The organism is Bacillus sp. LSHTCR4 (genome assembly GCF_057197025.1).
This window is the reverse complement of record NZ_JBXUNO010000001.1, coordinates 1,878,686-1,903,656: the sequence shown is the minus strand read 5'-3', so window position 1 is coordinate 1,903,656 and position 24,971 is coordinate 1,878,686. Positions and strand designations below refer to the sequence as shown.

Annotated in this window: 17 protein-coding genes, 1 pseudogene and 3 other annotated features; of the genes and pseudogenes, 16 read left to right on the top strand and 2 right to left on the bottom strand. The window is 34.7% G+C overall.

Annotated elements, in window-relative coordinates:
- Nucleotides 1-414, top strand: a 414-nt coding sequence (locus tag AC2CGR_RS09860) for a 3D domain-containing protein (protein WP_484480780.1), incomplete at its 5' end; no start/stop codon positions are given.
- 51 nt (nucleotides 415-465) lie between these two features.
- On the opposite strand, the gene AC2CGR_RS09855 is transcribed toward AC2CGR_RS09860, so the two are convergent.
- On the bottom strand, nucleotides 466-984 hold the full coding sequence (locus AC2CGR_RS09855) for a kinase (protein WP_270185041.1): 519 nt from the start codon (nucleotides 982-984) through the stop codon (nucleotides 466-468).
- 101 nt (nucleotides 985-1,085) lie between these two features.
- On the opposite strand from AC2CGR_RS09855, the gene AC2CGR_RS09850 reads away from it, so the two are divergent.
- From AC2CGR_RS09850 to AC2CGR_RS09840, 3 genes and pseudogenes are all read left to right on the top strand, one after another.
- Complete coding sequence (locus tag AC2CGR_RS09850; protein WP_087964478.1) at nucleotides 1,086-1,391, top strand: YfzA family protein; 306 nt, start codon at nucleotides 1,086-1,088, stop codon at nucleotides 1,389-1,391.
- Between the two features lie 13 nt (nucleotides 1,392-1,404).
- A pseudogene (locus AC2CGR_RS09845) lies at nucleotides 1,405-1,938 on the top strand (GNAT family N-acetyltransferase); the annotation flags it as partial.
- A gap of 15 nt (nucleotides 1,939-1,953) precedes the next feature.
- Nucleotides 1,954-2,484: a cysteine hydrolase family protein gene (locus AC2CGR_RS09840; RefSeq protein WP_240687598.1), complete on the top strand. Its 531-nt coding sequence runs from the start codon at nucleotides 1,954-1,956 to the stop codon at nucleotides 2,482-2,484.
- A 211-nt stretch (nucleotides 2,485-2,695) separates the two neighbouring features.
- On the opposite strand, the gene AC2CGR_RS09835 is transcribed toward AC2CGR_RS09840, so the two are convergent.
- The gene (locus tag AC2CGR_RS09835) at nucleotides 2,696-3,133 is read right to left on the bottom strand and encodes a YndM family protein (RefSeq protein WP_029438738.1); all 438 of its coding nucleotides are present in this window, start codon (nucleotides 3,131-3,133) and stop codon (nucleotides 2,696-2,698) included.
- A gap of 150 nt (nucleotides 3,134-3,283) precedes the next feature.
- Between AC2CGR_RS09835 and AC2CGR_RS09830 the strand changes: the two genes are divergently transcribed.
- The 12 genes from AC2CGR_RS09830 to ltaS all read left to right on the top strand — a co-directional run bounded on the left by AC2CGR_RS09830 (nucleotide 3,284) and on the right by ltaS (nucleotide 24,925).
- Complete coding sequence (locus AC2CGR_RS09830; RefSeq protein ID WP_270185042.1) at nucleotides 3,284-6,796, top strand: DUF4020 domain-containing protein; 3,513 nt, start codon at nucleotides 3,284-3,286, stop codon at nucleotides 6,794-6,796.
- Between the two features lie 108 nt (nucleotides 6,797-6,904).
- Nucleotides 6,905-7,141: a binding site (T-box leader), on the top strand.
- Between the two features lie 54 nt (nucleotides 7,142-7,195).
- Nucleotides 7,196-7,432, top strand: a binding site (T-box leader).
- 195 nt (nucleotides 7,433-7,627) lie between these two features.
- On the top strand, nucleotides 7,628-8,704 hold the full coding sequence (locus AC2CGR_RS09825; RefSeq protein ID WP_001273581.1) for a bifunctional 3-deoxy-7-phosphoheptulonate synthase/chorismate mutase: 1,077 nt from the start codon (nucleotides 7,628-7,630) through the stop codon (nucleotides 8,702-8,704).
- Between the two features lie 9 nt (nucleotides 8,705-8,713).
- Nucleotides 8,714-8,933 (top strand) — a binding site (T-box leader).
- Nucleotides 8,934-8,986: 53 nt separating this feature from the next.
- The gene (aroC, locus tag AC2CGR_RS09820; protein WP_087964475.1) at nucleotides 8,987-10,159 is read left to right on the top strand and encodes a chorismate synthase; all 1,173 of its coding nucleotides are present in this window, start codon (nucleotides 8,987-8,989) and stop codon (nucleotides 10,157-10,159) included.
- An 18-nt stretch (nucleotides 10,160-10,177) separates the two neighbouring features.
- Nucleotides 10,178-11,278 carry a histidinol-phosphate transaminase gene (hisC, locus tag AC2CGR_RS09815; RefSeq protein ID WP_131102424.1) on the top strand — a complete coding sequence of 367 codons (1,101 nt, stop codon included), beginning with the start codon at nucleotides 10,178-10,180 and terminating at the stop codon, nucleotides 11,276-11,278.
- Nucleotides 11,271-12,371 (top strand): prephenate dehydrogenase, encoded by a 1,101-nt coding sequence (tyrA, locus tag AC2CGR_RS09810; protein ID WP_087964473.1) that lies wholly within the window; start codon nucleotides 11,271-11,273, stop codon nucleotides 12,369-12,371. Before hisC ends, tyrA begins: the two co-directional genes overlap by 8 nt.
- A gap of 16 nt (nucleotides 12,372-12,387) precedes the next feature.
- A complete protein-coding gene (aroA, locus tag AC2CGR_RS09805) occupies nucleotides 12,388-13,677 on the top strand; it encodes a 3-phosphoshikimate 1-carboxyvinyltransferase (protein ID WP_087964472.1) in 1,290 nt (429 codons plus the stop codon).
- 285 nt (nucleotides 13,678-13,962) lie between these two features.
- Complete coding sequence (locus tag AC2CGR_RS09800) at nucleotides 13,963-15,120, top strand: GNAT family N-acetyltransferase (RefSeq protein ID WP_484480779.1); 1,158 nt, start codon at nucleotides 13,963-13,965, stop codon at nucleotides 15,118-15,120.
- A gap of 229 nt (nucleotides 15,121-15,349) precedes the next feature.
- Entirely contained in the window at nucleotides 15,350-15,916 is a 567-nt protein-coding gene (locus AC2CGR_RS09795) for a TetR/AcrR family transcriptional regulator (protein ID WP_061666510.1), read from the top strand.
- A gap of 211 nt (nucleotides 15,917-16,127) precedes the next feature.
- Entirely contained in the window at nucleotides 16,128-19,244 is a 3,117-nt protein-coding gene (locus AC2CGR_RS09790; protein WP_484480778.1) for an MMPL family transporter, read from the top strand.
- Between the two features lie 335 nt (nucleotides 19,245-19,579).
- Nucleotides 19,580-20,428, top strand: coding sequence for a P-loop NTPase family protein (locus AC2CGR_RS09785; RefSeq protein ID WP_087964469.1), 849 nt, complete (start codon nucleotides 19,580-19,582; stop codon nucleotides 20,426-20,428).
- Between the two features lie 378 nt (nucleotides 20,429-20,806).
- Nucleotides 20,807-22,432 carry an ABC-F family ATP-binding cassette domain-containing protein gene (locus AC2CGR_RS09780; RefSeq protein WP_000633862.1) on the top strand — a complete coding sequence of 542 codons (1,626 nt, stop codon included), beginning with the start codon at nucleotides 20,807-20,809 and terminating at the stop codon, nucleotides 22,430-22,432.
- Nucleotides 22,433-22,951: 519 nt separating this feature from the next.
- Nucleotides 22,952-24,925, top strand: a complete 1,974-nt coding sequence (gene ltaS, locus AC2CGR_RS09775) for a lipoteichoic acid synthase (protein WP_087964468.1) — start codon at nucleotides 22,952-22,954, stop codon at nucleotides 24,923-24,925.
- Nucleotides 24,926-24,971: the final 46 nt, after the last annotated feature.

The window sequence follows — 24,971 nt, the reverse complement described above, 5'->3', positions numbered from 1 at the left end:
AGAGCAAGAGAAATAGCAAAAGCAAAAGAAGAAGAGAGAGCAAGAGAAGTAGCAAAAGCAAAAGAAGAAGAGAGAGCGAAAGAAGTATCTAAAAACAACATACAGTCTGCTAAACGTGAATTAACGGTAGTAGCGACAGCGTATACTGCTGATCCAAGTGAGAATGGTACATATGGTGGACGTGTTTTAACTGCGATGGGGCATGATTTAACGGCTAATCCGAATATGAGAATTATCGCAGTAGATCCGAAAGTAATCCCATTAGGATCTAAAGTATGGGTAGAAGGTTATGGAGAAGCTATCGCTGGAGATACTGGAAGTGCAATTAAAGGTAATCGCATTGATGTTTTAATGGGTTCAAAAAGTAAGGCTATGAATTGGGGAAGACAAACTGTTAAAGTGAAAATTTTATAATAAATGTAGAATATAACATAATGAAAATAAGACTGACATATTCTGTCGGTCTTATTTTCGTACCATAATATCATTAAGAATCGCATCAAATATATCTTTTTGCGTGAAGTTATCTGTAAAAATAGTTTCTCTAGCAACTTCAATTGTATCGTGTGGATTATACCATTTTTCTAGGGAATCCTCACCAAATTCATGCCGTTTTTCCCTTGTGTTATGTCGTCGAATCGTTTCTTTTAACGATAAATCAAAGTAATATGTATACGCGTTTCCTTCAAAATAATGTATTAATTCTTTCAGCATATCACCGTATCTACGACTGTTTAAAATACCTTCTAAAATAACAAACTCACATTTTCCTTTTCCGTACTTTGTAATTTCAAATAGTAAATCATGTGATAAATTCCCCATCGTGTCGTGTACTCTAAGCATATCTCTACGTACAACATCCTGTGATACTAAAAGTGTACCTTGTCCGAAATGTTCTTGCAGTTTTTTTGCGATTGTTGTTTTACCACTTACGGAGTTTCCTCTAAGGATGATTAAAGTTGTTTTAAGTATAGGATTAGACATAATGTATCCCCAAAACTTGAATGATTATATAGAAAATTTTAACAAATGAAACGTAGAAAGTGTATAATTAATAGGATGCAAATAAAAAAGGTGGGGGCTAAATGGAAGCAAAATTAAATAAGGCGCAGCCAATTTGGAAAAGAATATGGTTTCGCTACCTTGGGGCATTTATAATTGTACAATTGTTGTTTATTATTTGTGAAGTAACTGCATGGGCACCAAACTTTAGATCTAGCGGAGAATTTTTAAATAGAGTATTAAATTCTCAATTTTTCACAGAATGGTTCACGCCATATAAAATCCCTCATTTTAATATGTTTACAGCTTTTTTTGCGATTACATTGTTACCATACGCACTAATAGGGGCAATGAAAGATTTCACTACAAGAAAAAATATAAATAATTAAAAAGAGGTACTATATGCTATTTCAAAAAGATAATGTATCGGTTAGGTATGTAGTAGAAGAGGATGCATCAACCATTTCAAAATGGTTAACAGACCCAGAAGTGTTGCAGTATTATGAAGGACGAGATAATCCGCAATCAGTAGAAATGGTACTGGATCATTTTATACATAATCCAAATAGTCATGAAAAAAGATGCTTAATAGAGTTTGATGGTATGCCGATCGGTTATATTCAAATGTATCCAGTTGATTCAGAGTGGAAAACTTTATATGACTATGAAGCATCACAAAATGTATGGGGAATGGATCAATTTATCGGAGAACCCGCCTATTGGGAAAAGGGCATTGGAACTAAACTTGTTCAGGCAGCAATTACATATATTATGGAGAACACGGGAGCAGAAGCAATCGCAATGGACCCGAAAGTAAATAATGAACGTGCAATAAAGTGTTATGAAAAATGCGGATTTAAAAAGGTAAAGATTTTAAAAGAACATGAACTGCATGAAGGGGTATTAGAAGATTGTTGGATGATGGAATATAAACAAAGGGAGCTGTGCGATATGAAAAAAGCATTAATCGTAATCGATGTGCAAGCAGGTATGTATACAGCAGGAATGCCAGTACATAATGGGGAAAAGTTTTTAGAGACATTACAAGAGCTTATTGGGGAATGCCGTTCAAATGATATTCCGGTAATTTATGTCCAACATAACGGCCCGAAAGACCATCCGTTAGAAAAAGGTACAGATGGGTGGAAGATCCATGCGGCAATCGCTCCACTAGAAGGGGATTGTGTGGTTGAAAAAACGACTCCGGATTCATTCCACAAGACGAACCTAAAAGAAGTATTGCAAGACAAGGGAATCGATCATGTTATCATTTCAGGAATGCAGACGCAGTACTGTGTGGATACGACAACGCGCAGAGCGTTTAGTGAAGGGTATAAAGTAACGTTAGTGAGTGATGCACATAGTACGTTTGATACAGAAGTATTACGTGCTGAAGACATTGTGAAACATCATAACGTAGTGTTTGGAGCGTTTGCTGATGTCGTTACATTAAAAGATTTGAAAGTAACTGTCTCTAAATAAGAGGCAGTTTTTTTATTAGAGGAAATCGTGACAAATAATGTCGGGAAATCGATATTGTTTGTCGAAACGTCGATATATTGAAATGAGCATTGATATATTTCAAGTTACGATAGATATATTTGAATACACGTCGATATAATTTCACATACCATAATGAAAACACAAAAAAGGAGCACCACATAATTAAAAAGGGCGCTCCTGCATCAAAAGATTACTTCTTCTTATCCTTATCCAATATATTCTGTTCTTCCGCAAACTCCGTACCATATGCGAAGCGACGATTAATACGAATATTATCGTTGTGGTGCCTTGTGTGAGAGCCAGAAAAACGATGAACGATTACTTCAGATAATGTAAAGACAATAGCGGAAAGGAAACTGCCCCATGCAATTTGCATGTAATTGTCTAATAAAATATTACCGAAAATCCATACGCTTAAATACGTTAGTAGAAAATCCGACATAATGGCACCAGTATTGCCGATTCGATTTAATATGATTTTATCAACGAACATATAAGATACGATTGTTACAAAGAGACTAAATGAAATAATTTGGACGAATGTTGCAGGGAAAAATAAAGCGAGTCCAATACTAAATGCGATAATGCACGATATAAACTTGATAAGCACTACAGTAAAATCATTCAATATTTACACCTCCGATTTATACATAGTTTTACAATAAATTTAGGAGTTCATACACTGTAACGAATATATTTACATAAAACTTTTTCATGTTCTATCTTTGTCTAAATATTAAAAAAACAAAGAAAAAATGTTATAGTAAAATGAGGGTATATGACATTTTTAGGTAAGGGGGAATCCTGGGTGTGGATTACTTCAGAAGTAGAAATTCCAGACGAGTTAATTGATCATCTTGAACAGGGAAAGTTAGTATTATTTGTTGGAGCGGGAGTTTCTATGAAAGGGAAATCAAACTTACCGAATTTTGATGATCTTGTTGATGAAATTGCGAAAACGTTATATGTAGAAAAGCGTGAAATAACAGAACCACATGATTATTATCTTGGTAAAATTGCGAAATCAAAAGATGTACATCAAGTTGCCAGAGATCTAGTTCATATAGAAAAGTCAAAACCGAATCCGCTTCATTATGCAATTCCGAGGTTGTTTCCTTTAGACACGGAAGTTCGAATTGTAACGACAAATTTCGATCGACATTTTACAACTGCGATAAAAGAAATGAATAGAGAATTAAACGTATATTACGCACCTGCGTTACCTACAGGTAGAGCGTTTAAAGGACTCGCTTACATACATGGTAATATAGAACAAGAGAAAGAAGCATTAATTTTAACAGATGGTGATTTTGGAAGGGCTTACTTGACGGAAGGATGGGCAAGAAGATTTTTAGTTGATTTATTCTCGAATTATACCGTTTTGTTCGTTGGATATAGCCATAATGATCCAGTAATGAAATATTTAGCAACTGGTTTACCACCAAGTACAAGGCGTTATGCATTTGTCGCACAAGGGGAAAACACGTACCACTGGGAGCATTTAGGAATACGGCCAATCGTGTATCCGAATAAAGGAAATAATCATCAGTCTCTCGTTAAAGCAGTGAAACGATGGGCTGAGTTAATGGGTGATAATTATATTACAAAACGAATGCGAATTCGTGACATAGTAACAGTTCCGCCATCAGTAGAGCAGGAACAATTATCATACATAAAACAATCCATAAAAAAAATTGAAACAGTCCGCTACTTCGTTGAATTTGCTCATGATTATGAATGGGTGGAATGGCTTGAAGCGGAAGGGAAATTACAAAATTTATTTTTAATTACATCAAACTATAACGAGGTAGATGAATTACTTGCAAAATGGTTAGTGGAACAATTTCTTTTTAGTCATCAAAAAGAATTATTTCAATTGATATTTAAAAATCACTCAAAAATATCTCCTTTATTATGGAGAACAATTTGTAGCTACTTAAACGAAACGAAAATGAAAATGGACCCGTTGTTGTTTGCAAGATGGACACTGCTTTTAGTAGAAACAGCTGAAAAAGATAGTAAATCGATCGAAACAATTTCTTACTTACTGCAAAAATGTTCTTTTCCTGAGCATAAAGAAATCGCTTTATTGTTATTAACGTTTATTTTGGACGGAAAACTTAAGTTGAAGCGTGAAAGAAAGTGGGGAAATGATACCGGGGAATCAATAGAACTTGAGGAGTCGAGTCGTTTACCCGTGTCTATATTTTCTTATGTGGAGCAAATTTGGAACGAAAAGATGAAACCGCATATTTCTTATTACGCCGTTCCCATTATGATGATGGGAATAGAGAAGATGCGAATGTTATCACTAAGGCAAACGGCACTGAAAAAAAGGGATAAAGAAAATGCGGAAAAAGAGTTTCAGCAAAATGATCTTGCATTTTTAATTCAAATTGTAAAGGAATGTTTAGCCTATCTATGTGAAAACAATGAGAAAAAAGCAAATTATTATATTACAGAAATGATAGAAGCAAACAGCATACTTCAAAACCGAATTGCAATTGATGCGATGAATAAAAATATATTTGTTAGCGCTGATGAGAAAATAAAATGGTTATTACAAGAAGGGATTCTTTTAGATGTCACGTATAAACACGAAGTTTTTCAACTTATAAAAAATCATTACGCACTCTCTTTAGAAAAAACAAAAGAAGAAGTCATTCAAATTGTACTAAAGGATCTTGCAGAGGAGAGGGCATTTGATGTTTGTTTCGTTTTAGATTTATTATTCAATTGTGATACAAATAGTCCATCTACAGCAAAAGGTTATGAGGTAATGAAGCAAAAACATCCTCACTTTCATTCTGATCGATACAGTGTACAAAAGAAAGAGGCCGCAGAACAAAGTATTACTTGTAATGTAACTGCCGATGGATTATTGCAGCTGAAAGATGAAGAAATTATGAAACAAGTCCGTCAATTTTCTCAAGACGGTGTGTTTGAACAACGTCATTTTTTAGAGATGTTATCGAAAGCATGTAAATTGAATACAGAATGGAGTATTTCATTTGCTTATCAATTAGTAGGTATGCACGAAATAAGTAATGAAGTTTGGTTTGTTTGTATTAGAGAGTGGCGAAATAACCGAGGACTGACAAATGAACAAATACAAAAAGTTATTCCTCTATTACAGAAATTCGTTAGAAATACTGCTTTTCATTGGTTAATTAGTAGCTTTCTATATGAAATTAGTAATCGATTAGAAGAGTTAGAGGAAAATAGTATACGCAATGTAAAACGATTTGCTTTTTCGGTATTCCCTCAAGTCATGAAAAGTGACACAGATTTTAAGCTTGGAAAACAAGATTTTTACAATGAATCGATTCAGCATCCTGCTGGGAAAATGACAGCTGTACTATTAAAACTGTTATCATATGATCATTTATACGATCGTAATGTGTATGAATATTTATTTTTGTTTGAAGAACAAGTAAGAATTAGTACAGAACGGACAAATTTTATGATAGCTCGTTTAGTAGCAGATATTACATTTCTTTATCATATTGAGAAGCAATGGTGCCGAAAATATTTGTTACCGTACTTAGAGTTAAAGAAGGAAAATGAGATTACGAAATATGCATGGGCCGGCTTATGTTACACACAAATCAATTTACCTTTATTTACAGAAATGAAGCGATTTATTAAGTATGCAGTAGAACATTTGGAAGTATTACATCCGCATACGAGGGAAGCTTTCTTAAAATGGCTCAGTTTTGTATTTATTAAATGTGTACTGTATTGGGAACAAAAAACAGACTGGTTATACCCTTTACTTATACGAGAAAATGAAGAAAATAAAATTAAATTTATGCAGTTTTTATGCTATTACGTCAAAACGTTAAGTGCAAGAGAACAACAAAAATTTTGGGCAGCTTGGCTCAGTATATTTTTGCGAGAACGACCGAAAATGGGTGAAATCACAGCTAGAGAATATGTAATGCTTTTACGTATTATTTTATTTATGGATGAAATAGTAGAAAGAGGGTTATCGATAATTTGTAAATCATTTTCTGACGTAGGTGGAAAGGGAAATCAAACGGAGTTAAAACAGTTATTTAATGAAATACTTGAAAAGACAGAGAGTATAAAGATGTATAAAGAGTTGTATGCAAACGTATTTTTCACTTTACTGCAAACGCTTCAGGAAGCGGATTTACTTGAAACGGAAATCATTCAAATAAAAGAATTATTAATCGGGTATAGAGTAGAAAAACATGCAATAAATGCCATTGATAATGAGATAATTCGCATCGGAATTGTTATGGAGAATTTACAAGAAGATATGTAGGACGAAAGTGGAATTTTAAAAAATATATAAAAAGTTGTTGACAGTGTTTTGAAAAGCGTTCTATAATACGAATCATACTTATTCAATTTCAAAAAACATTTGAATAAACAAAGTGCAATGAAGAGATCACAGTAGTGGTTAGTCTTACTGTAACAGAGAGCTGGTGGTTGGTGTGAACCAGTACAGGGATAATCATGAATTACAGTCTTGGAGCATCTTTTTCATAGTAAAGATAGAATTGTCTTTATGAAGAAAAAGCGGTCAATTGATCGTTAACAGTGAAGAGAGGTAGACGGAAAGATAGTCTACAACTAGGGTGGTACCGCGATAAATATCGTCCCTACTGATTTATTCAGTAGGGACTTTTTGTATTTTAGTGGCCCAACTTGAAAATTAAATATGCATGCGTTGAAAGGAAAAGCAGTAGTTGTTGTTTCCCTGTAACAGAGAGCTGGTGGTTGGTGTGAACCAGTACAAAAACAAGAGCGAATTACAGTCCTAGAGCATCTTTTTCGTAGTAAAGATAGTATATATCTTTATGAAGGGAAAGACGGTCAGATGATCGTTAACAATGAAGAGAGGTAGACGAAAGAAGTCTACAACTAGGGTGGTACCGCGATAAATATCGTCCCTACTGATTGGATCAGTAGGGATTTTTTGTACAAAAAAAGTGGGTTTTTAACTAGTAGATAGTGTCTTTGTACTAATTATTAGTTTAAAATAAGAAGAGGTATCGATTCCACTTTAAATTTGTATAATTGACCAGTTCAGAAAATAGAGAATTTTTCATTCTCTTACTATACTTTTAAAACATTAGAGGAGGATTTCCAAATGGCAAATCATGAATTAGATCAATTACGTAAACAGGTAGATGAAATTAACTTACAATTATTACACCTTTTAAACAAACGTGGTGAAATCGTTCAAAAAATTGGAGAGCAAAAGCAAGTACAAGGTACGAAACGTTTTGATCCAGTACGTGAGCGTGAAGTACTTGATATGATCGCAGAGAATAACGAAGGACCATTCGAAACGTCAACGGTTCAACATATTTTCAAAACAATCTTCAAAGCTAGCTTAGAATTACAAGAAGATGATAACCGTAAAGCATTACTAGTATCACGTAAAAAGAAACAAGAAAACACAATTGTTGATGTAAAAGGTGAATTGATTGGTAACGGAACACAAACGTTCATTATGGGACCTTGTGCGGTCGAAAGCTTAGAGCAAGTTCGCCAAGTAGGGCAAGCGATGAAAGACCAAGGCTTAAAATTAATGCGCGGTGGTGCTTTCAAACCGAGAACATCTCCATACGATTTCCAAGGTTTAGGAGTAGAAGGATTACAAATTTTACGCCAAGTAGCAGATGAGTTCGACTTAGCGATCATTAGTGAAATTTTAAATCCAAACGATGTTGAAATGGCATTAGACTACGTTGATGTAATTCAAGTTGGTGCACGTAACATGCAAAACTTCGATTTACTACGAGCTGTAGGTAAAGTTAACAAGCCAGTATTATTAAAACGTGGATTAGCAGCAACAATTGATGAGTTCATTAATGCAGCGGAATACATCATTGCACAAGGTAACGACCAAATTATTCTTTGTGAGCGCGGTATCCGCACATACGAAAGAGCAACACGTAACACATTAGACATTTCAGCAGTACCGATTTTAAAGAAAGAAACACATTTACCAGTTGTTGTTGACGTAACGCATTCAACTGGCCGTAGAGATTTATTATTACCAACAGCGAAAGCAGCACTTGCAATTGGCGCAGATGCAGTAATGGCTGAAGTACACCCAGACCCAGCAGTGGCATTATCAGATTCTGCACAACAAATGGATATTCCAGAATTCCATAAATTCATGGAAGAGTTAAAAGGATTCAAAAATAAATTATCTTAATTCCATATCATAAATGCGCTGAAGAGGAAACAGTAGTGCTTATCTCACTGTTAAAGAGAGCTGATGGTCGGTGTGAATCAGTACAAAGATAAGCATGAATTACAGCCTTGGAGCATCTTTTTCGTCAACTTTTGATGGGAAAGACGGTCTAATGATCGTTAAAGAAGAAGAGAGGTAGACGAAAGAAGTCTACAACTAGGGTGGTACCGCGATGAACATCGTCCCTACTGAGCGCTCAGTAGGGACTTTTTTGTACAAAAAAATAGTAAAGGGGCAAGAGAAATGAGATACGTTACAGCTGGAGAATCACATGGACCGCAGTTAACAGTTATTTTAGAAGGTGTACCAGCAGGTTTAACGCTGGCGGCGGAACATATAAATAAAGAATTATTAAGAAGACAAAAAGGGCACGGACGCGGAAGACGTATGCAAATTGAAACGGATACAGTTGAAATTGTAAGTGGGGTTCGTCATGGGATGACACTTGGCTCACCAATTACGTTAATCGTAAAAAATGATGATTTCAAACATTGGACGAAAGTAATGGGTGCAGAACCAATTTCGGAAAAAGAAAGTAAAGACATGAAACGTACAATTACGAAACCACGTCCAGGACATGCGGATTTAAATGGAGCAATTAAATACGGTCACCGTGATATAAGAAACGTACTAGAGCGCTCATCTGCAAGAGAAACGACAGTTCGTGTAGCTGCTGGTGCGGTTGCGAAACAAATTTTAAAAGAATTAGGCGTAGAAATTGCAGGGCATGTACTTGAAATTGGTGGAGTACAAGCAAAACATATTTCTAACTTGTCAATTGAAGAAATTCAAACAATTACTGAAAACTCACCAGTTCGATGTTTAGATAAAGAAGTAGAACAAGAGATGATGGATGCGATTGATCATGCAAAAAGTAGCGGAGATTCGATCGGGGGCATTGTTGAAGTCATTGCGGAAGGAATGCCGATTGGCGTTGGTAGTTACGTTCATTACGATCGTAAATTAGATGCAAAACTTGCTGGTGCAATTATGAGTATTAATGCATTTAAAGGTGCTGAAATTGGCGTTGGTTTTGAAGCAGCAAGACAGCCAGGAAGTAGAGTGCACGATGAAATTTTATGGGATGAAGAACAAGGATACACGAGAAAAACGAATAATGCCGGTGGTTTAGAAGGCGGTATGACAACGGGAATGCCAATTGTCGTAAGAGGTGTAATGAAACCAATACCTACATTATACAAACCGTTAGCAAGTGTTGATATTGATACGAAAGAAGCATTTCAAGCGAGTATTGAAAGATCTGATAGCTGTGCAGTACCAGCAGCAGGTGTAGTAGCTGAATCTGTTGTAGCATGGGAACTTGCACATGCACTAGTCGAACAATTCGGAAAAGATCGTATGGAGTTAATTCAGCAAAACATTACGCAACATAATAAATACGCAAAAGAATTTTAATAAAAAGGTGGTTTTAACATGCAAGTAAAGGATCAACTATCATCATTACAACCATATAAACCAGGTAAATCACCTGAACAAATGAAAGAAGCGTACGGAGATCATTCGTTTGTGAAATTAGCATCGAATGAAAATCCATTCGGCTGCTCACCACGTGTTTTAGATGAGTTGCAAAAATCGTGGTTGGACCATGCTTTATACCCTGACGGAGGTGCTACAACGCTTCGTCAAACAATTGCAAATAAGTTACATGTACAAATGGAACAAGTACTTTGCGGTAGTGGTTTAGATGAAGTCATTCAAATAATAAGTCGTGCAGTACTTAAAGCAGGAGATAACATCGTAACGGCTGGGGCAACATTCCCGCAGTACCGTCATCATGCAATTATTGAAGGGTGTGAAGTGAATGAAGTTCCATTAAATAACGGTGTATACGATTTAGACGAAATTTCGTCAGCGGTAAATAATAATACGAAAATCGTATGGATTTGTAATCCGAATAACCCGACAGGCACATATGTGAATGACCGAAAATTGACTCAATTCATTGAAGGGATTAGTGAAAATACGTTAATTGTCATTGATGAAGCGTACTATGAATACGTAACAGCAAAAGATTTTCCAGAGACATTACCGCTTTTAGAAAAATATAAAAATATTCTTATACTTAGAACATTTTCTAAAGCTTACGGATTAGCTTCTTTCCGTGTTGGATATGCGATTGGACAGGAAGAGCTAATCGAGAAATTAAATGTCGTACGTTTGCCATTTAACGTATCTTCATTAGCGCAAAAAGCAGCTACGATTGCTTTTGGTGATGACGAGTTTATTGAAGAAATAGTTCGTGTGAATACAGAGGGATTACAACAATACGAGAGCTTTTGTAAGGAAAATGATATTCCATTTTATCCATCGCAAACAAATTTCATCTTCTTGCCAGTTGAGAATGCTGGAGAAATTTATGAAGCTTGTGCACACGCAGGATTTATTATTCGTCCGTTCCCAAATGGCGTCCGTATTACAGTCGGAACAAGGGAGCAAAATGAAGGAGTGATTTCAGTGTTACAACAACACTTTGAAAATAAAAAAAGAAAGTCTCGAGATGAGGCAAATGCGTAAAAAGGTAGTATTAATTGGAACTGGTTTAATCGGAGGCTCTCTCGCATTAGCAATTAAGAAAGAGCACGATGTAACGATAACAGGTTATGATATATTTCAAGAACAAGTAGAGCGTGCAAAAGAATTACACGTAGTAGATGAAATAGCAGTAGATTTACAACATGCATGTGAAGAGGCACATCTAATTATTTTTGCTTCTCCAGTTGAAGAAACGAAGAAGTTATTACACAAATTAGCGTCATTTCGTTTACGAGAAGATGTTATTGTAACCGATGTTGGTAGCACAAAAGGAACAATTATGAACGAAGCGGAAGCTTTATTTTCAAAGGAAATTTCTTTCATTGGTGGACATCCAATGGCAGGTTCTCATAAAACGGGAGTGGAAAGTGCAAAAGCGCATTTATTTGAAAATGCATTTTATATTTTAACGCCAATGAATCATGTGCCAAATGAACATGTGGAAGAGTTAAAAGATTGGTTAAAAGGAACAGGGTCACATTTCCTTGTTTTAAATACAGAAGAACATGATTATGTAACAGGGATTGTAAGTCATTTCCCGCATCTTATTGCCGCTGGATTAGTAAAGCAAGTGGAGAAACATGCAGGAGATAATCCACTCATTCATCAACTAGCTGCCGGAGGATTTAAAGACATTACACGTATCGCATCTAGTAGTCCGAAAATGTGGAGTGATATTGTTAAGCAAAATCGTGAGCATTTAATGGTATTATTAAAAGAGTGGATCTCTGAAATGGAAGATTTATATGATACAGTTTCTACCGGAGATGCAGGCGAGATTCAAAACTATTTTACAGAAGCGAAAGAATACCGTGACTCTTTACCAGTACGAAAGAGAGGGGCAATCCCTGCCTATCACGACTTATACGTGGATGTTTTAGATAAAGTAGGGGCATTGGCTCATATTACGAGTATTTTGGCTCGCGAGGAAATTAGTATTACGAACTTGCAAATATTAGAAGCGCGTGAAGGATTACTTGGGGTATTACGTATTAGCTTCCAACGAGAAGAAGATCGTACGAAAGCAAAGCTAGCGCTTGGAGAAGAAAAATATCAAACGTATGAAACAATTTAAATGAGAAGGTGAAAACGTGAAGGAAAGAACGATACAACCTGTTAATAACGGATTAAGTGGCAACATTACAATTCCGGGAGATAAATCGATTTCTCACCGCGCTGTTATGTTCGGCGCGATTGCAGAAGGAAAAACAACTATTAAAGGTTTCTTGCCCGGCGCAGATTGTTTAAGTACAATTTCTTGTTTTAAAGAAATGGGAGTAGACATCGTGCAAAACGGTGATGAAGTCACTGTAGTTGGGAAAGGATTAGAAGGCCTGCAAGAACCGAAAGCTGTATTAGATGTTGGTAATTCTGGTACAACTATACGTTTAATGTCAGGAATTTTGGCAAATACACCATTTTTCTCTTGCGTACAAGGTGATGCATCTATTGCAAAAAGACCGATGAAACGTGTAACGAATCCATTAAAACAAATGGGTGCGAACATTGATGGGCGCGAAGAAGGAACGTTTACACCGCTCACAATACGTGGTGGAGATTTAAAAGCAATTGAATACACTTCTCCGGTAGCAAGCGCACAAGTAAAGTCAGCTATTTTACTTGCTGGACTTCGTGCAGAAGGTGTAACAGCTGTTACAGAACCACATATTTCCCGCGATCATACGGAAAGAATGCTTGAAGCATTTGGCGTTACAGTAACTCGCGAAGGAAAGACAGTGAAACTAGCAGGTGGACAAAAGTTAACAGCGACAGATGTTCAAGTACCAGGTGACGTATCATCAGCTGCATTTTTCTTAGTAGCAGGTGCAATTATTCCAAATAGTAAACTAGTATTACAAAATGTAGGCATGAATCCAACTCGTACAGGTATTATTGATGTTTTAGAGAAAATGGGTGCTACGTTCACTGTAGAGCCAATTAACGAAGGATCATCAGAACCAGCTGCAAACATTACAATTGAAACATCTTCATTAAAAGGAATCGAAATCGGTGGAGATATTATCCCTAGATTAATCGATGAAATTCCTGTAATTGCATTAGCGGCAACGCAAGCAGAAGGAATTACAGTTATTAAAGATGCACACGAATTAAAAGTAAAAGAGACGAACCGTATTGATACAGTCGTTGCAGAGTTAACGAAACTAGGAGCTCGTATAGAAGCAACTGACGATGGGATGATTATTTACGGGAAATCAGCTCTAAAAGGTAATACAGTTAATAGTTATGGTGATCACCGCATTGGAATGATGCTTGCGATTGCCGGCTGTCTAGCAGAAGGAAAAACAACAATTGAAGACGCAGAAGCAGTAGGTGTATCATACCCTACATTCTTCGAAGAACTTCAAAAATTAGCTAAATAAAGTGAAACTTTAATCAGTGGGGGGCTTCATCCCCCACTGATTATTAGTTGAACCAATCGGACTTTTACGGGCAGTTGATCCCCTACCTAAATTCTTTGCTTTCGCTAAATTTTGAGGTGGGGGTCTTACTGCCCGTTAAAGCGGGATAAAGTAATGAGAAGCAGATACAAGATGTATCTGCTTTTTTTATATTGAATTTGTGTCGTTAAGCCAATATAATTTCATTCACCGCACTGTAATATTTTAAATTATGGTACAATTCAAACAAAGAAAGGGGAGAAACATATGAACGTTATACGATTAAAAGAAGATAAATTTAGAGAAGCACTATGCTTATCAGAATACGCTTTTCAATATAAAGTAGAAGAAGAAAGAATGCAGCAACAACTTACAAAAATGAAGGAAATTCATGAAGTATACGGTATTATGGAAGGGGAGGACTTAGCGGCAAAACTACACCTTATTCCGTTTCATATTTACATAGGAAAAGAAAAATTTAAAATGGGTGGCGTTGCAGGGGTAGCGACGTATCCAGAATACAGAAGAAGTGGTTATGTGAAAGAATTGCTTCAACATTCACTTCAAACGATGAAAAAAGACGGATATACAGTATCGATGTTACATCCATTTGCTGTTGCATTTTACCGTAAATATGGCTGGGAACTTTGTGCGGATCTCCTTGTATGTCATATGAAAAAAAGTGATTTAGTTATGAAAAAACAAGTGAATGGTACTGTGAAACGTTTCAATAAAGAAAATCATCCAGAAGAGGTCGAGAAGCTTTATGAAACATTTGCAGAACGTTTTTCTGGTATGCTAGTTCGCAATGAAAAATGGTGGTTACAAGTAGTTTATGATGATTTAACATTAGCAATTTATTACGATAAAGATAAAACGGCAGCAGGCTACATGTTATATAAAATTGAAAACAACAAAATGATAGTAGAAGAATTTGTTCCATTGCATAATGAAGCACGAAATGGTCTATGGAAATTTATTTGCCAGCATGATTCTATGATTAAAGAACTTGAAATGACAGTAAGTGAAAACGAACCGTTGTTATATACATTGCAAGAACCGCGAGTGAAGGCAGAAATAAAGCCGTATTTTATGGGCAGAATTGTTGATGTGGAGCAGTTTTTAAAACAATATGAATTAAACTGGAACAATGTACAACAAGAAGTCATTTTACATATTACAGATTCATTTGCACCGTGGAATAATGTATCAGTGAGACTTGCAAATGATGAAATAACAATTATAGAAGAACCAATGGATAAAGGGATCAAACTAGATATAAATGCACTATCTACAATATTGTTTGGATACAAACGCCCATTAGAACTAAATGAACTTGAATTAATTAGCGGAAGTGAAGAGGAAATACAAGCATTTGAGGATATAGTTCCGATACGTAAAGCGTTTATTTATGATTTCTTTTAATTTGCATATAAGATGGAGTTGTTTCGAACGAAATTTTGAGATAGCTCCATCTCATCTTGTTAATTTTTGTCGGTAAGTCGATATATCCTGAAAATCGCTGATATAATTTTATTCACAAACAAGGGAATAAAATTGCAACTATACGTAGTCACGCACTTGACTTTTATTCCCTGTAATTTATAATTAAAAACGGAATGAATTTTCATTCCTGAAAATAGAGGTGGAAAAAATGGCTAAAAACAAACAAGAGGATATTTTTGATGCTGCGATGCAACTTTTTGCAGAGCGTGGTTACGATGGTACGACAATTCCAATGATCGCTGAAAAGGCAAAGGTCGGTGCGGGTACTATTTATCGCTATTTTGAAAATAAAGAGGCACTTGTTAACTCGTTATTTTCAAAAAGTATGTTAGAGCTTTCTGAAATGATAAAAACAGATTTTCCTGTTGAAGCAAATATTCGCGAACAGTTTAGTCATACGTATAACCGTTTATTTGAATTTGCGAGAAACAATGTGGATGCTTTTTTATTTACAAATTCTCACTGTGATAGTTATTTTCTTGATGAACAAAGTAAGAAAATATTTGACGATTTTATAGGCTTCTTTATGAATATTATTGAAGATGGAATCGCAAAAGGTTTTCTTCGTCCATTGCCTCCAGTTGCTTTAATTATTATTGTATATCAACCGTTAGAAAAATTAACGAAAGTAATTGCAACAGGGCAATTAGAATACTCGAAAGAGTTAGTAAAAGAATTGGAAGAAAGCTCTTGGAACGCTATTAGAATCATTTGATTCTATAGCTTTATAAGGACAGGAATGAATATTCATTCCTGAATAGAATTAAAAAATGAGAGTAGGAGAGGGGATTTGTGCAACTAAAGGAATGAATATTCATTCCGGAAAGACTAGTTTAATAGAGTTTACAAAATAATGTAATAAAATGATAGGAATGAATATTCATTCCGTAACTAGCGTAAAATTTTAATCGCGGGAGATGATGCAAATGAGCAAGCTGAAAAATTGGAGAAGTTTATCTTTTCTATTATGGATAGTTATTACCATTACAATGATCGTAACGATGCCTAATATGGATAAATTAGTGAAAGAAAAAGGGCACATTACGATTCCTAATACAGAACAAAGTAGTATTGCTGACAAAATGATAAAAGAAATGGATAAAGACGGGACAGAAAAGTATGACATTATAGTTGTTTTTAATAGTGGTAGTAAAACAGCTTTAACGACTGAGCAAAAAGAGGAAATAATAAAAACAATCAACGCTTTGCAAAATGAAAAAGAACAATTAGGAATTAAAGAAGTTCTTTCACATTTAGATAATAAAGACTTAGAGAAACGATTAGTTTCTAAAGATAATACGACTATTTTAACGCAAATATCGATAGATAAAAAGCATGGTGAAATATCGAAAGTTACAAATAACCTTCATAATAAAGTGAAAACGAAAGGGGTAACAACGTACTTAACAGGAAGTGATTTAATCGCGGGAGATTTTCTTACATCTTCTCAAGAGGGAGTGAAAAAGACTGAAGTTATTTCTATCATTTTCATTCTTGTAATATTAATCATTGTATTCCGTTCACCTATTGTTCCAATTGTTTCTCTTCTTACTGTTGGGGTATCATATTTAGTTTCAATGGGGATTATTGCTCATTTAGTAGATCAATTTAATTTTCCATTTTCTAACTTTACACAAGTGTTTGTAGTTGTTGTCCTGTTTGGGGTTGGAACAGACTATAACATTTTATTATTTACGAGATTTAAAGAAGAATTAAGTAAACAAGAAAACGCATTTTTGGCTACGAAAGAAACATTTAAATCGGCAGGGAAAACCGTTTTATATAGCGGGATAGCAGTACTAATTGGTTTTGCATCTCTTGCTTTAGCGAGTTTTAAATTATATCAATCTACTTCAGCGGTAGCAATTGGTGTTTTCGTATTATTACTCGTTTTAACCACATTAAATCCATTTTTCATGGTGCTATTAGGAAAAGGAATGTTTTATCCAGTTAAAAATTTTAAAGGTCATGAAGATAGTCGCTTATGGGGATTCTTTGCAAAAAACTCAGTAGCAAGACCATTTGTAGCTTTAATTATTGTATTCGTGATATCGATTCCTTTCGTATTAAAGTATTCTAATACACTTAATTACAACGATTTATTTGAAGTAGACAATAAATATGAGTCGAAAATGGGGATTAACGTAATAGAAGAACATTTTCCACCTGGTTTTTCTTCACCAAGTACGTTAGTCATTCAATCGAATAACAAGTTAGATGAGGCGAGTTCGCTTCAAACTTTAGATGAACTAACTGATAAGATTTTGAAAGTGAAAGGTGTTTCAGAAGTATATTCACCGACACGTCCAACTGGTGATAGGATTAAAGAACTATATATAAATAAACAAGCGGGGGAACTAAATACAGGTTTAGGAGATGCCAATGGTGGTATAAAGGAAATTAATGATGGATTAACTACTGCGAAAGATAAGATGGGTAATAAGGACTCAAATAGTCTTGCAAACGTTCAAAAGTTAATTGATGGAACAAATGAAGCGAAAAATGGTGTATCGGCATTAGGAACAGCTTTAAATCAACTATCAAATGGCATAAATGACGGAGCACAAGGTGCACAGCAAATTGAGAGTGGGTTAACTTTAGTAAATGAAAATATAAGTGTATTATCTCATGCAACTTCACAACTTCATGCTGGCTATACACAGTTAGAAAAAGGTTTAAGTTCTTACGATCAATACTTCGGAAGTATTTCTCAAGCGATTGACGGTGCGAAGAAAGGTTATGAACAAATTGAAATGTTAATGACCAATTTCATTCAAACGAAACCAGAATTAGCAAATGATCCTAACATTCTGCAGACGATAGGAATTGCTAAAGAGGCTCAAAAGAAATTAGGTGGGCTGTCAAATGAATTAAATCAATTAGCAACGCAGCACAATGCGGCGATGGGATCATTTAAAGAAGCGAATCAATCTTTATTGAAAGTGGATAATGGCTTAAAAGAAATGAACAATGGAGTTACTAAGTTACAAAAAGGAGCAGCTGATCTTAAAAATGGATTAAATGAAGGTGCTTCAGGTTCAAAACAAATTGCAAACAAGTCATCTGAGTTACAAACCGGATTAACGAAAATAAACGATGGGCAAGGTCAGCTATTAACCGGACTGAAAGACTTGCAAGAACAGATGGGTCAATTACAATCCGGACTCACTAAAAGTACAGAAGGCCTTGAAAAGGTAAGTAATGGCCTAGGGGATGCTCAGAAATATTTAGGAGAACTGAATGAATCAAAAAGCTCTGAGAAATTCTATATTCCAAAAGAAGTTTTGGAGGGAGAAGATTTCCAAAAAGCTTTGAATACGTACATGTCACATGATAGAAAGACTGCTAAAATGACAATCATTTTAGACGTAAATCCGTATTCAAAAGAAGCGATGCCAATTATTCAAGAAATCAATAACACAATAGATGGTACTTTGAAGGGATCGGAATTAAATCATGCGAAAACAGCAATCGGAGGAACGACAGCTAGAAACGTTGATTTAAAAGAAGTAACTGGGCAAGATTTCTTACGTACAGCTACAATTATGTTAATTGGAATCGCGATTGTATTAATTGTGATTACACGCTCATTATTAAACACCATCTTTATTATTGGATCGTTACTATTAGCTTACTTTGCATCATTAGGGATAAGTGAACAAATTAGTACGCATATTTTACATGTAGATTCATTAAGCTGGAATGTTCCATTCTTTAGTTTCATAATGATTGTCGCTTTAGGAGTGGATTATAGTATTTTTGTAATGATGAGATACAATGAGTTAGAAGGGGACCCAGCGGAGAAAATTGTAACTGCTTCTCGTCATATCGGAGGAGTCGTATTATCAGCGGCACTTATTTTAGGTGGTACATTTGCTGCATTAATCCCTTCAGGTGTATTAACGCTTATACAAGTGGCATCCGTAGTTGGCGTTGCGTTGTTACTATTAGCTATTATTGTGATGCCAATATTGTTACCTGCTTTAATAGGATTAACGAGTAAAATGAAGAATTATGCAAAGAAATTAAGTGAAAGGAAATAAAAGAAGCTCCTGTTAAAAGTAACTGGTTCAGTTATAGGAGAGAAAATATAAAATAACATACAAATTAGGGATGCTAAATCACATATGATTTAGCATCCTTTTTTTGTAGTTCACTCAAATAATGGTAGACTATTTTTTTTAAAAGGTAAATGGAAAATTTATGTTAAAATAATGATAGAGATTGTGAAAAAATGTTCTTAAACTAACGGTCAGGTTACTTTAAGAAGGATTTTTCAAAGGAAATGTTGAATATTGTATTTTGAAGGAGTGATTGCAGTGGAGTAAGTAATTTTTTAAATCTTGGTTACATACTTTGAAGGAAGGGATTTATAAATATGAATACAAAACTAATAATAGTAGAAGGTTTACCTGGATTCGGAAAATCGACCACTGCAAAGCTAATAAATGAAATTCTAAGCCAAAATAAAATTGAAGTTGAACTATTTTTAGAGGGGAATTTGAACCACCCCGCCGACTATGATGGTGTATCTTGTTTTAATAAATTTGAATTCGATAGATTAGTATCTAACAGTGGAGATTTTAACGAAGTTCTTCTTAAAAGAGTTTTAAAAAAAGGAAGCAATTATTTATTACCATACAGAAAGATAAAAAATGAGTTTGGTGACCAGTTTTCGGACGAATTATGTAACGATATTTCAAGAAACGATATATATGAATTACCATTCGATAAAAATGTTGAATTAATTGCTGACAAATGGAATGACTTTGCTGAAATTGCTCTAGAAGATAATAAGGTTTATATTTTTGAATGTTGTTTCATACAAAACCCATTAACAATTGGGATGATTAAATACGGTGAACAAAAAGAAAAAATAATAAATTATGTAATGAAAGTTGCAAAAATCATAGAGAATTTAAATCCAATGTTATTGTATGTAGAACAAGATGATCTTGAATTTTCATTTAGGAAGGCATTAAAAGAAAGAAATCCAGAATGGGCCACAGGAATTGTCGACTATTACACGAACCAAGGCTATGGGAAAGAACATAACCATACAGGTGTAGAAGGAGCGATAAAAGTTCTTGAAGCTAGAAGGAATTTAGAGTTAGAAATATTCGATATGTTAAAAATGAAAAAAGAAAAAATCAATAATACAAAATATGAAATTGACTCATATAGGTCAATGTTAAAAGATAAGTTAACAATACAAATGGTGAAATAGCTTTTTACACTAACAGGTGCTTTAGTTGAAGTAGGAAATAAAAACGCTCAGAATATTTTCTGAGCGTTTTAGTTTGCTATTTATAATGCGAAATGCATACAAATTATTGTGTTATTTCAATTGATAAACATAATGCTCCAATTATTAATATTTTCTTCAAAATAAATCCTCCTTAAAGTGTGTATGTAACTTTAATATAATTAAAAACAAAGGTTTTATTCAAGTTTGGAAAGAAAGGAATAGCAATCAACCGTTGCTATTCATCCAGCTTCTACTATATAATAGCTATAGTCTACAATAATTGAGTCGTAATATGCGATTTTTTAAGACAATCGGTGAGAAAACGCTGAAATAAGCGGTATTAGTAGGAGGACACAAATGATTACAGTAAGTAACGTTAGTTTGCGTTTCGCGGATCGCAAATTGTTTGAAGATGTTAACATAAAATTCACGCCAGGTAACTGCTACGGTTTAATCGGAGCAAACGGTGCTGGTAAATCAACATTTCTAAAGATTTTATCTGGAGAAATCGAACCATCAACAGGTGACATACATATTACGCCAGGTGAGCGTCTAGCAGTATTAAAACAGAACCACTTCGAATACGAAGAGTTCCCAGTATTAGAAACAGTAATTATGGGTCACACGCAACTTTATAAAGTAATGCAAGAGAAAAATGCTATTTACATGAAAGAAGACTTTAGTGATGAAGATGGTATGCGTGCTGCTGAACTTGAAGGTGAGTTCGCTGAGCTGAACGGTTGGGAAGCTGAGTCAGAAGCTGCAATCTTACTAAAAGGGCTTGGTATTGGTGAAGATCTTCATGATAAGAAATTGTCAGAATTAACTGGGGCAGAGAAAGTAAAAGTATTACTTGCTCAAGCATTATTCGGTAAACCTGATATTCTATTACTAGATGAGCCTACCAACCACTTGGACTTAAAAGCGATCCAATGGTTAGAAAACTTCTTAATGAACTTTGAAAATACAGTTATCGTTGTATCCCATGACCGTCACTTCTTAAATAAAGTATGTACGCACATGGCTGATCTTGATTTCGGTAAAATTCAACTTTACGTTGGTAACTATGACTTCTGGTATGAATCAAGCCAATTAGCTTTAAAATTAACACAAGATGCTAATAAGAAAAAAGAAGAGAAAGTAAAAGAGTTACAAAACTTCATTGCGCGCTTTAGCTCAAACGCATCTAAAGCGAAACAAGCAACTTCTCGTAAAAAATTATTAGATAAAATTACATTAGATGATATTAGACCATCATCTCGTCGTTACCCATTCGTTGGCTTCACACCTGAGCGTGAAGTAGGAAATGACTTATTAACTGTTGAAGGTCTTTCTAAAACAATTGATGGCGAAAAAGTGTTAGATAATGTGTACTTCACTTTAAATAAAGGTGATAAAGTTGCATTTATCGGTCGTAACGATATTGCAATGACAACATTATTTAAAATTCTTATGGGTGAAATGGAGCCAGATAGCGGTTCATTCAAATGGGGCGTTACAACTTCTCAATCGTACTTCCCAAGAGATAACTCTAAGTACTTTGAGAACAGTGACCTCAACTTAGTTGAATGGTTACGCCAATTCTCTCCACAAGATGAGTCAGAAAGCTTCTTACGTGGTTTCTTAGGCCGTATGTTATTCTCAGGTGAAGAAGTTAAGAAGAACGTTTCTGTATTATCTGGAGGCGAAAAAGTTCGTTGTATGTTATCTAAAATGATGTTAAGTGGTGCGAACGTAATCACACTTGACGACCCAACGAACCATTTAGACCTTGAGTCTATTACAGCACTAAACAACGGTTTAATCGCATTCAAAGGTACAATGTTATTCACATCTCATGATCATCAGTTCGTACAAACAATTGCAAACCGCATTATCGAAGTAACGCCAAACGGTGTAATCGATAAAGAGGCTACTTACGATGAGTTCTTAGAAAATGAAGAACTTCAAAAACAAGTAGATGCAATGTACAAAGGTCAATAATAAATGATGAAAAGCCTCGCTCTCGTTATGAGAGCGAGGTTTTTTATAATCATTATTTTTATGGATTGTGAATAATTATTCAAGAATAACTTTATTAGAGGGAAGAGATTTGGATTTTACACATAGAAGAATTGCTGAAGCATAAATAACTGAATGAAGAAATAATATATATCGAAAAATTAAATGCTATCTATTGTGAATTTCATTATATTACATTAATGTTCCAGAACTGGAGACATATTTATTTGCGAAGTAGTGAATAAAGGTATATAGTATGTGATGTCATTATTAGTGGATGAATCTTGGGAGAAAACAGGAAATGTTACAAATTTATTTTGTTAAATAGAAACCAAGGTCAAAATCTCTAGAAAGAAATAGTTGAATAAATACTAGCTTCAAATTATAATTACTAGTATTCTTCATATAGTTAAATAAATAAAATCTATTTGAAGATGAAAAATTGAATAGAGAGACAGACTTATAAAAAATAAGCCTTGGATGATCAAAAGAGGTGGAGAAATGAAACAATTCTTATTAAAGAGCAAAAGTGTGCTAAGCAATCATTTTGGATTCTTTCTGTTTGCCGTTATTTTATTCTGGCTCAAAACATATGCAGCTTATGTAACAGAATTTAATTTAGGGATTTCAAACACGATCCAAAAATTCTTGCTGTTTTTCAACCCGCTTAGTTCAGCAGTGCTATTTTTAGGACTTGCATTATTTGCAAAAGGGAAACGATCTTATATTTGGTTAATTGTTATCAACTTGTTATTGTCGATTCTTTTATACGCAAACGTCGTATATTATCGCTTTTTCAGTGACTTTATTACGTTCCCGACATTAACACAAACGAATAACTTTGGAGATTTAGGTGGTAGTATTGTTGCGTTGCTACATCTTTATGATCCGCTATACTTCTTAGATACAATTATTTTAATTGTGTTAGTAGCAACGAAATTTGTAAATCCAAAACCAATTCGTGTTGCGAAACATAAATTATCTTTAGTATTTGTAGCAGGTATTTTATTATTCAGTGTTAACTTAGGACTTGCAGAATCTGATCGTCCTGAATTATTAACAAGAACGTTTGACCGTAACTACATTGTGAAATATTTAGGGGCGTATAACTACACAATTTATGACGGTATTCAAAGTGCGAAAGCATCAACGGAAAGAGCGTTAGCTGATGGAGATAACATGACAGAAGTAAGAAATTATTTAACATCAACTTACGCAAGTCCAAATCCTGAGTATTTCGGTAAAGGAAAGGGAATGAACGTAATCTATATTCATTTAGAGTCATTCCAAAACTTCTTAATCGATTATAAATTAAATGGTCAAGAAGTAACGCCGTTCTTAAACTCATTCACAAAAGATGCGAATACGCTTTACTTTGATAACTTCTTCCATCAAACAGGACAAGGAAAAACATCTGATGCGGAGTTTATGTTAGAGAATTCTATGTTTGGTTTACCACAAGGTTCTGTCTTTACAACGAAATCTCATAATACGTATCAATCAGCACCAGCTATTTTAGGGCAACAAGGATACACATCAGCAGTATTCCACGGTAACTATAAAACATTCTGGAACCGTGACGATATTTATAAATCATTTGGTTTTAATAAATTCTTTGATGCTTCATACTATGATATGAATGAAAAAGATGTAGTAAACTATGGATTAAAAGATAAACCATTCTTTAATGAATCCATTCCGTTATTAGAAACATTGAAACAACCGTTCTATACGAAGTTTATTACGTTATCAAATCACTTCCCGTATCCAATTGATAAAGAGGAAGCGACAATTGAACCAGCGAACACAGGTGACTCATCTGTAGATACGTATTTCCAAACAGCACGTTATTTAGACGAATCTGTAAAAGGTTTCATCGATTACTTGAAACAATCTGGTTTATACGATAATTCGATTATCGTTATGTACGGAGACCATTACGGTATTTCAGATAATCATAACGCAGCAATGTCAAAAGTAATGGGTAAAGAAATTAACTCGTTTGAAAATGCACAGTTACAGCGTGTACCTTTAATCGTTCGTGTACCAGGTGTGAAAGGTGGCGTACAACATCAATACGGTGGTGAAATTGATGTTCTTCCAACTCTTTTACACTTACTAGGAACAGATACAAAAAATTATGTTCAATTCGGTTCAGATTTATTATCACCAGATCATAAGCAAGTTGTTGCGTTCCGAAATGGTAACTACGTAAGCCCAACAGTTACTGCATTAAACGGCAAATACTATGATACAACGACTGGAAAACCAGTAGAATTTACAGATGAAATAAAACAAAATGAACAAATGGTTCAAAACTCGTTAAAATACTCTGACCAAGTCGTAAATGGTGACTTATTACGATTCTACACACCGGAAGGATTTACACCGATAGATCGTTCGAAGTATAATTATAACAATCGTGATAAAAACAAAACGAAAGTAAAAACGACTCCGGAAGGGGAAGCTAAATAAATAACAAAAGGCACTATTCATAGGAATAGTGCCTTTTGTTTGTAAA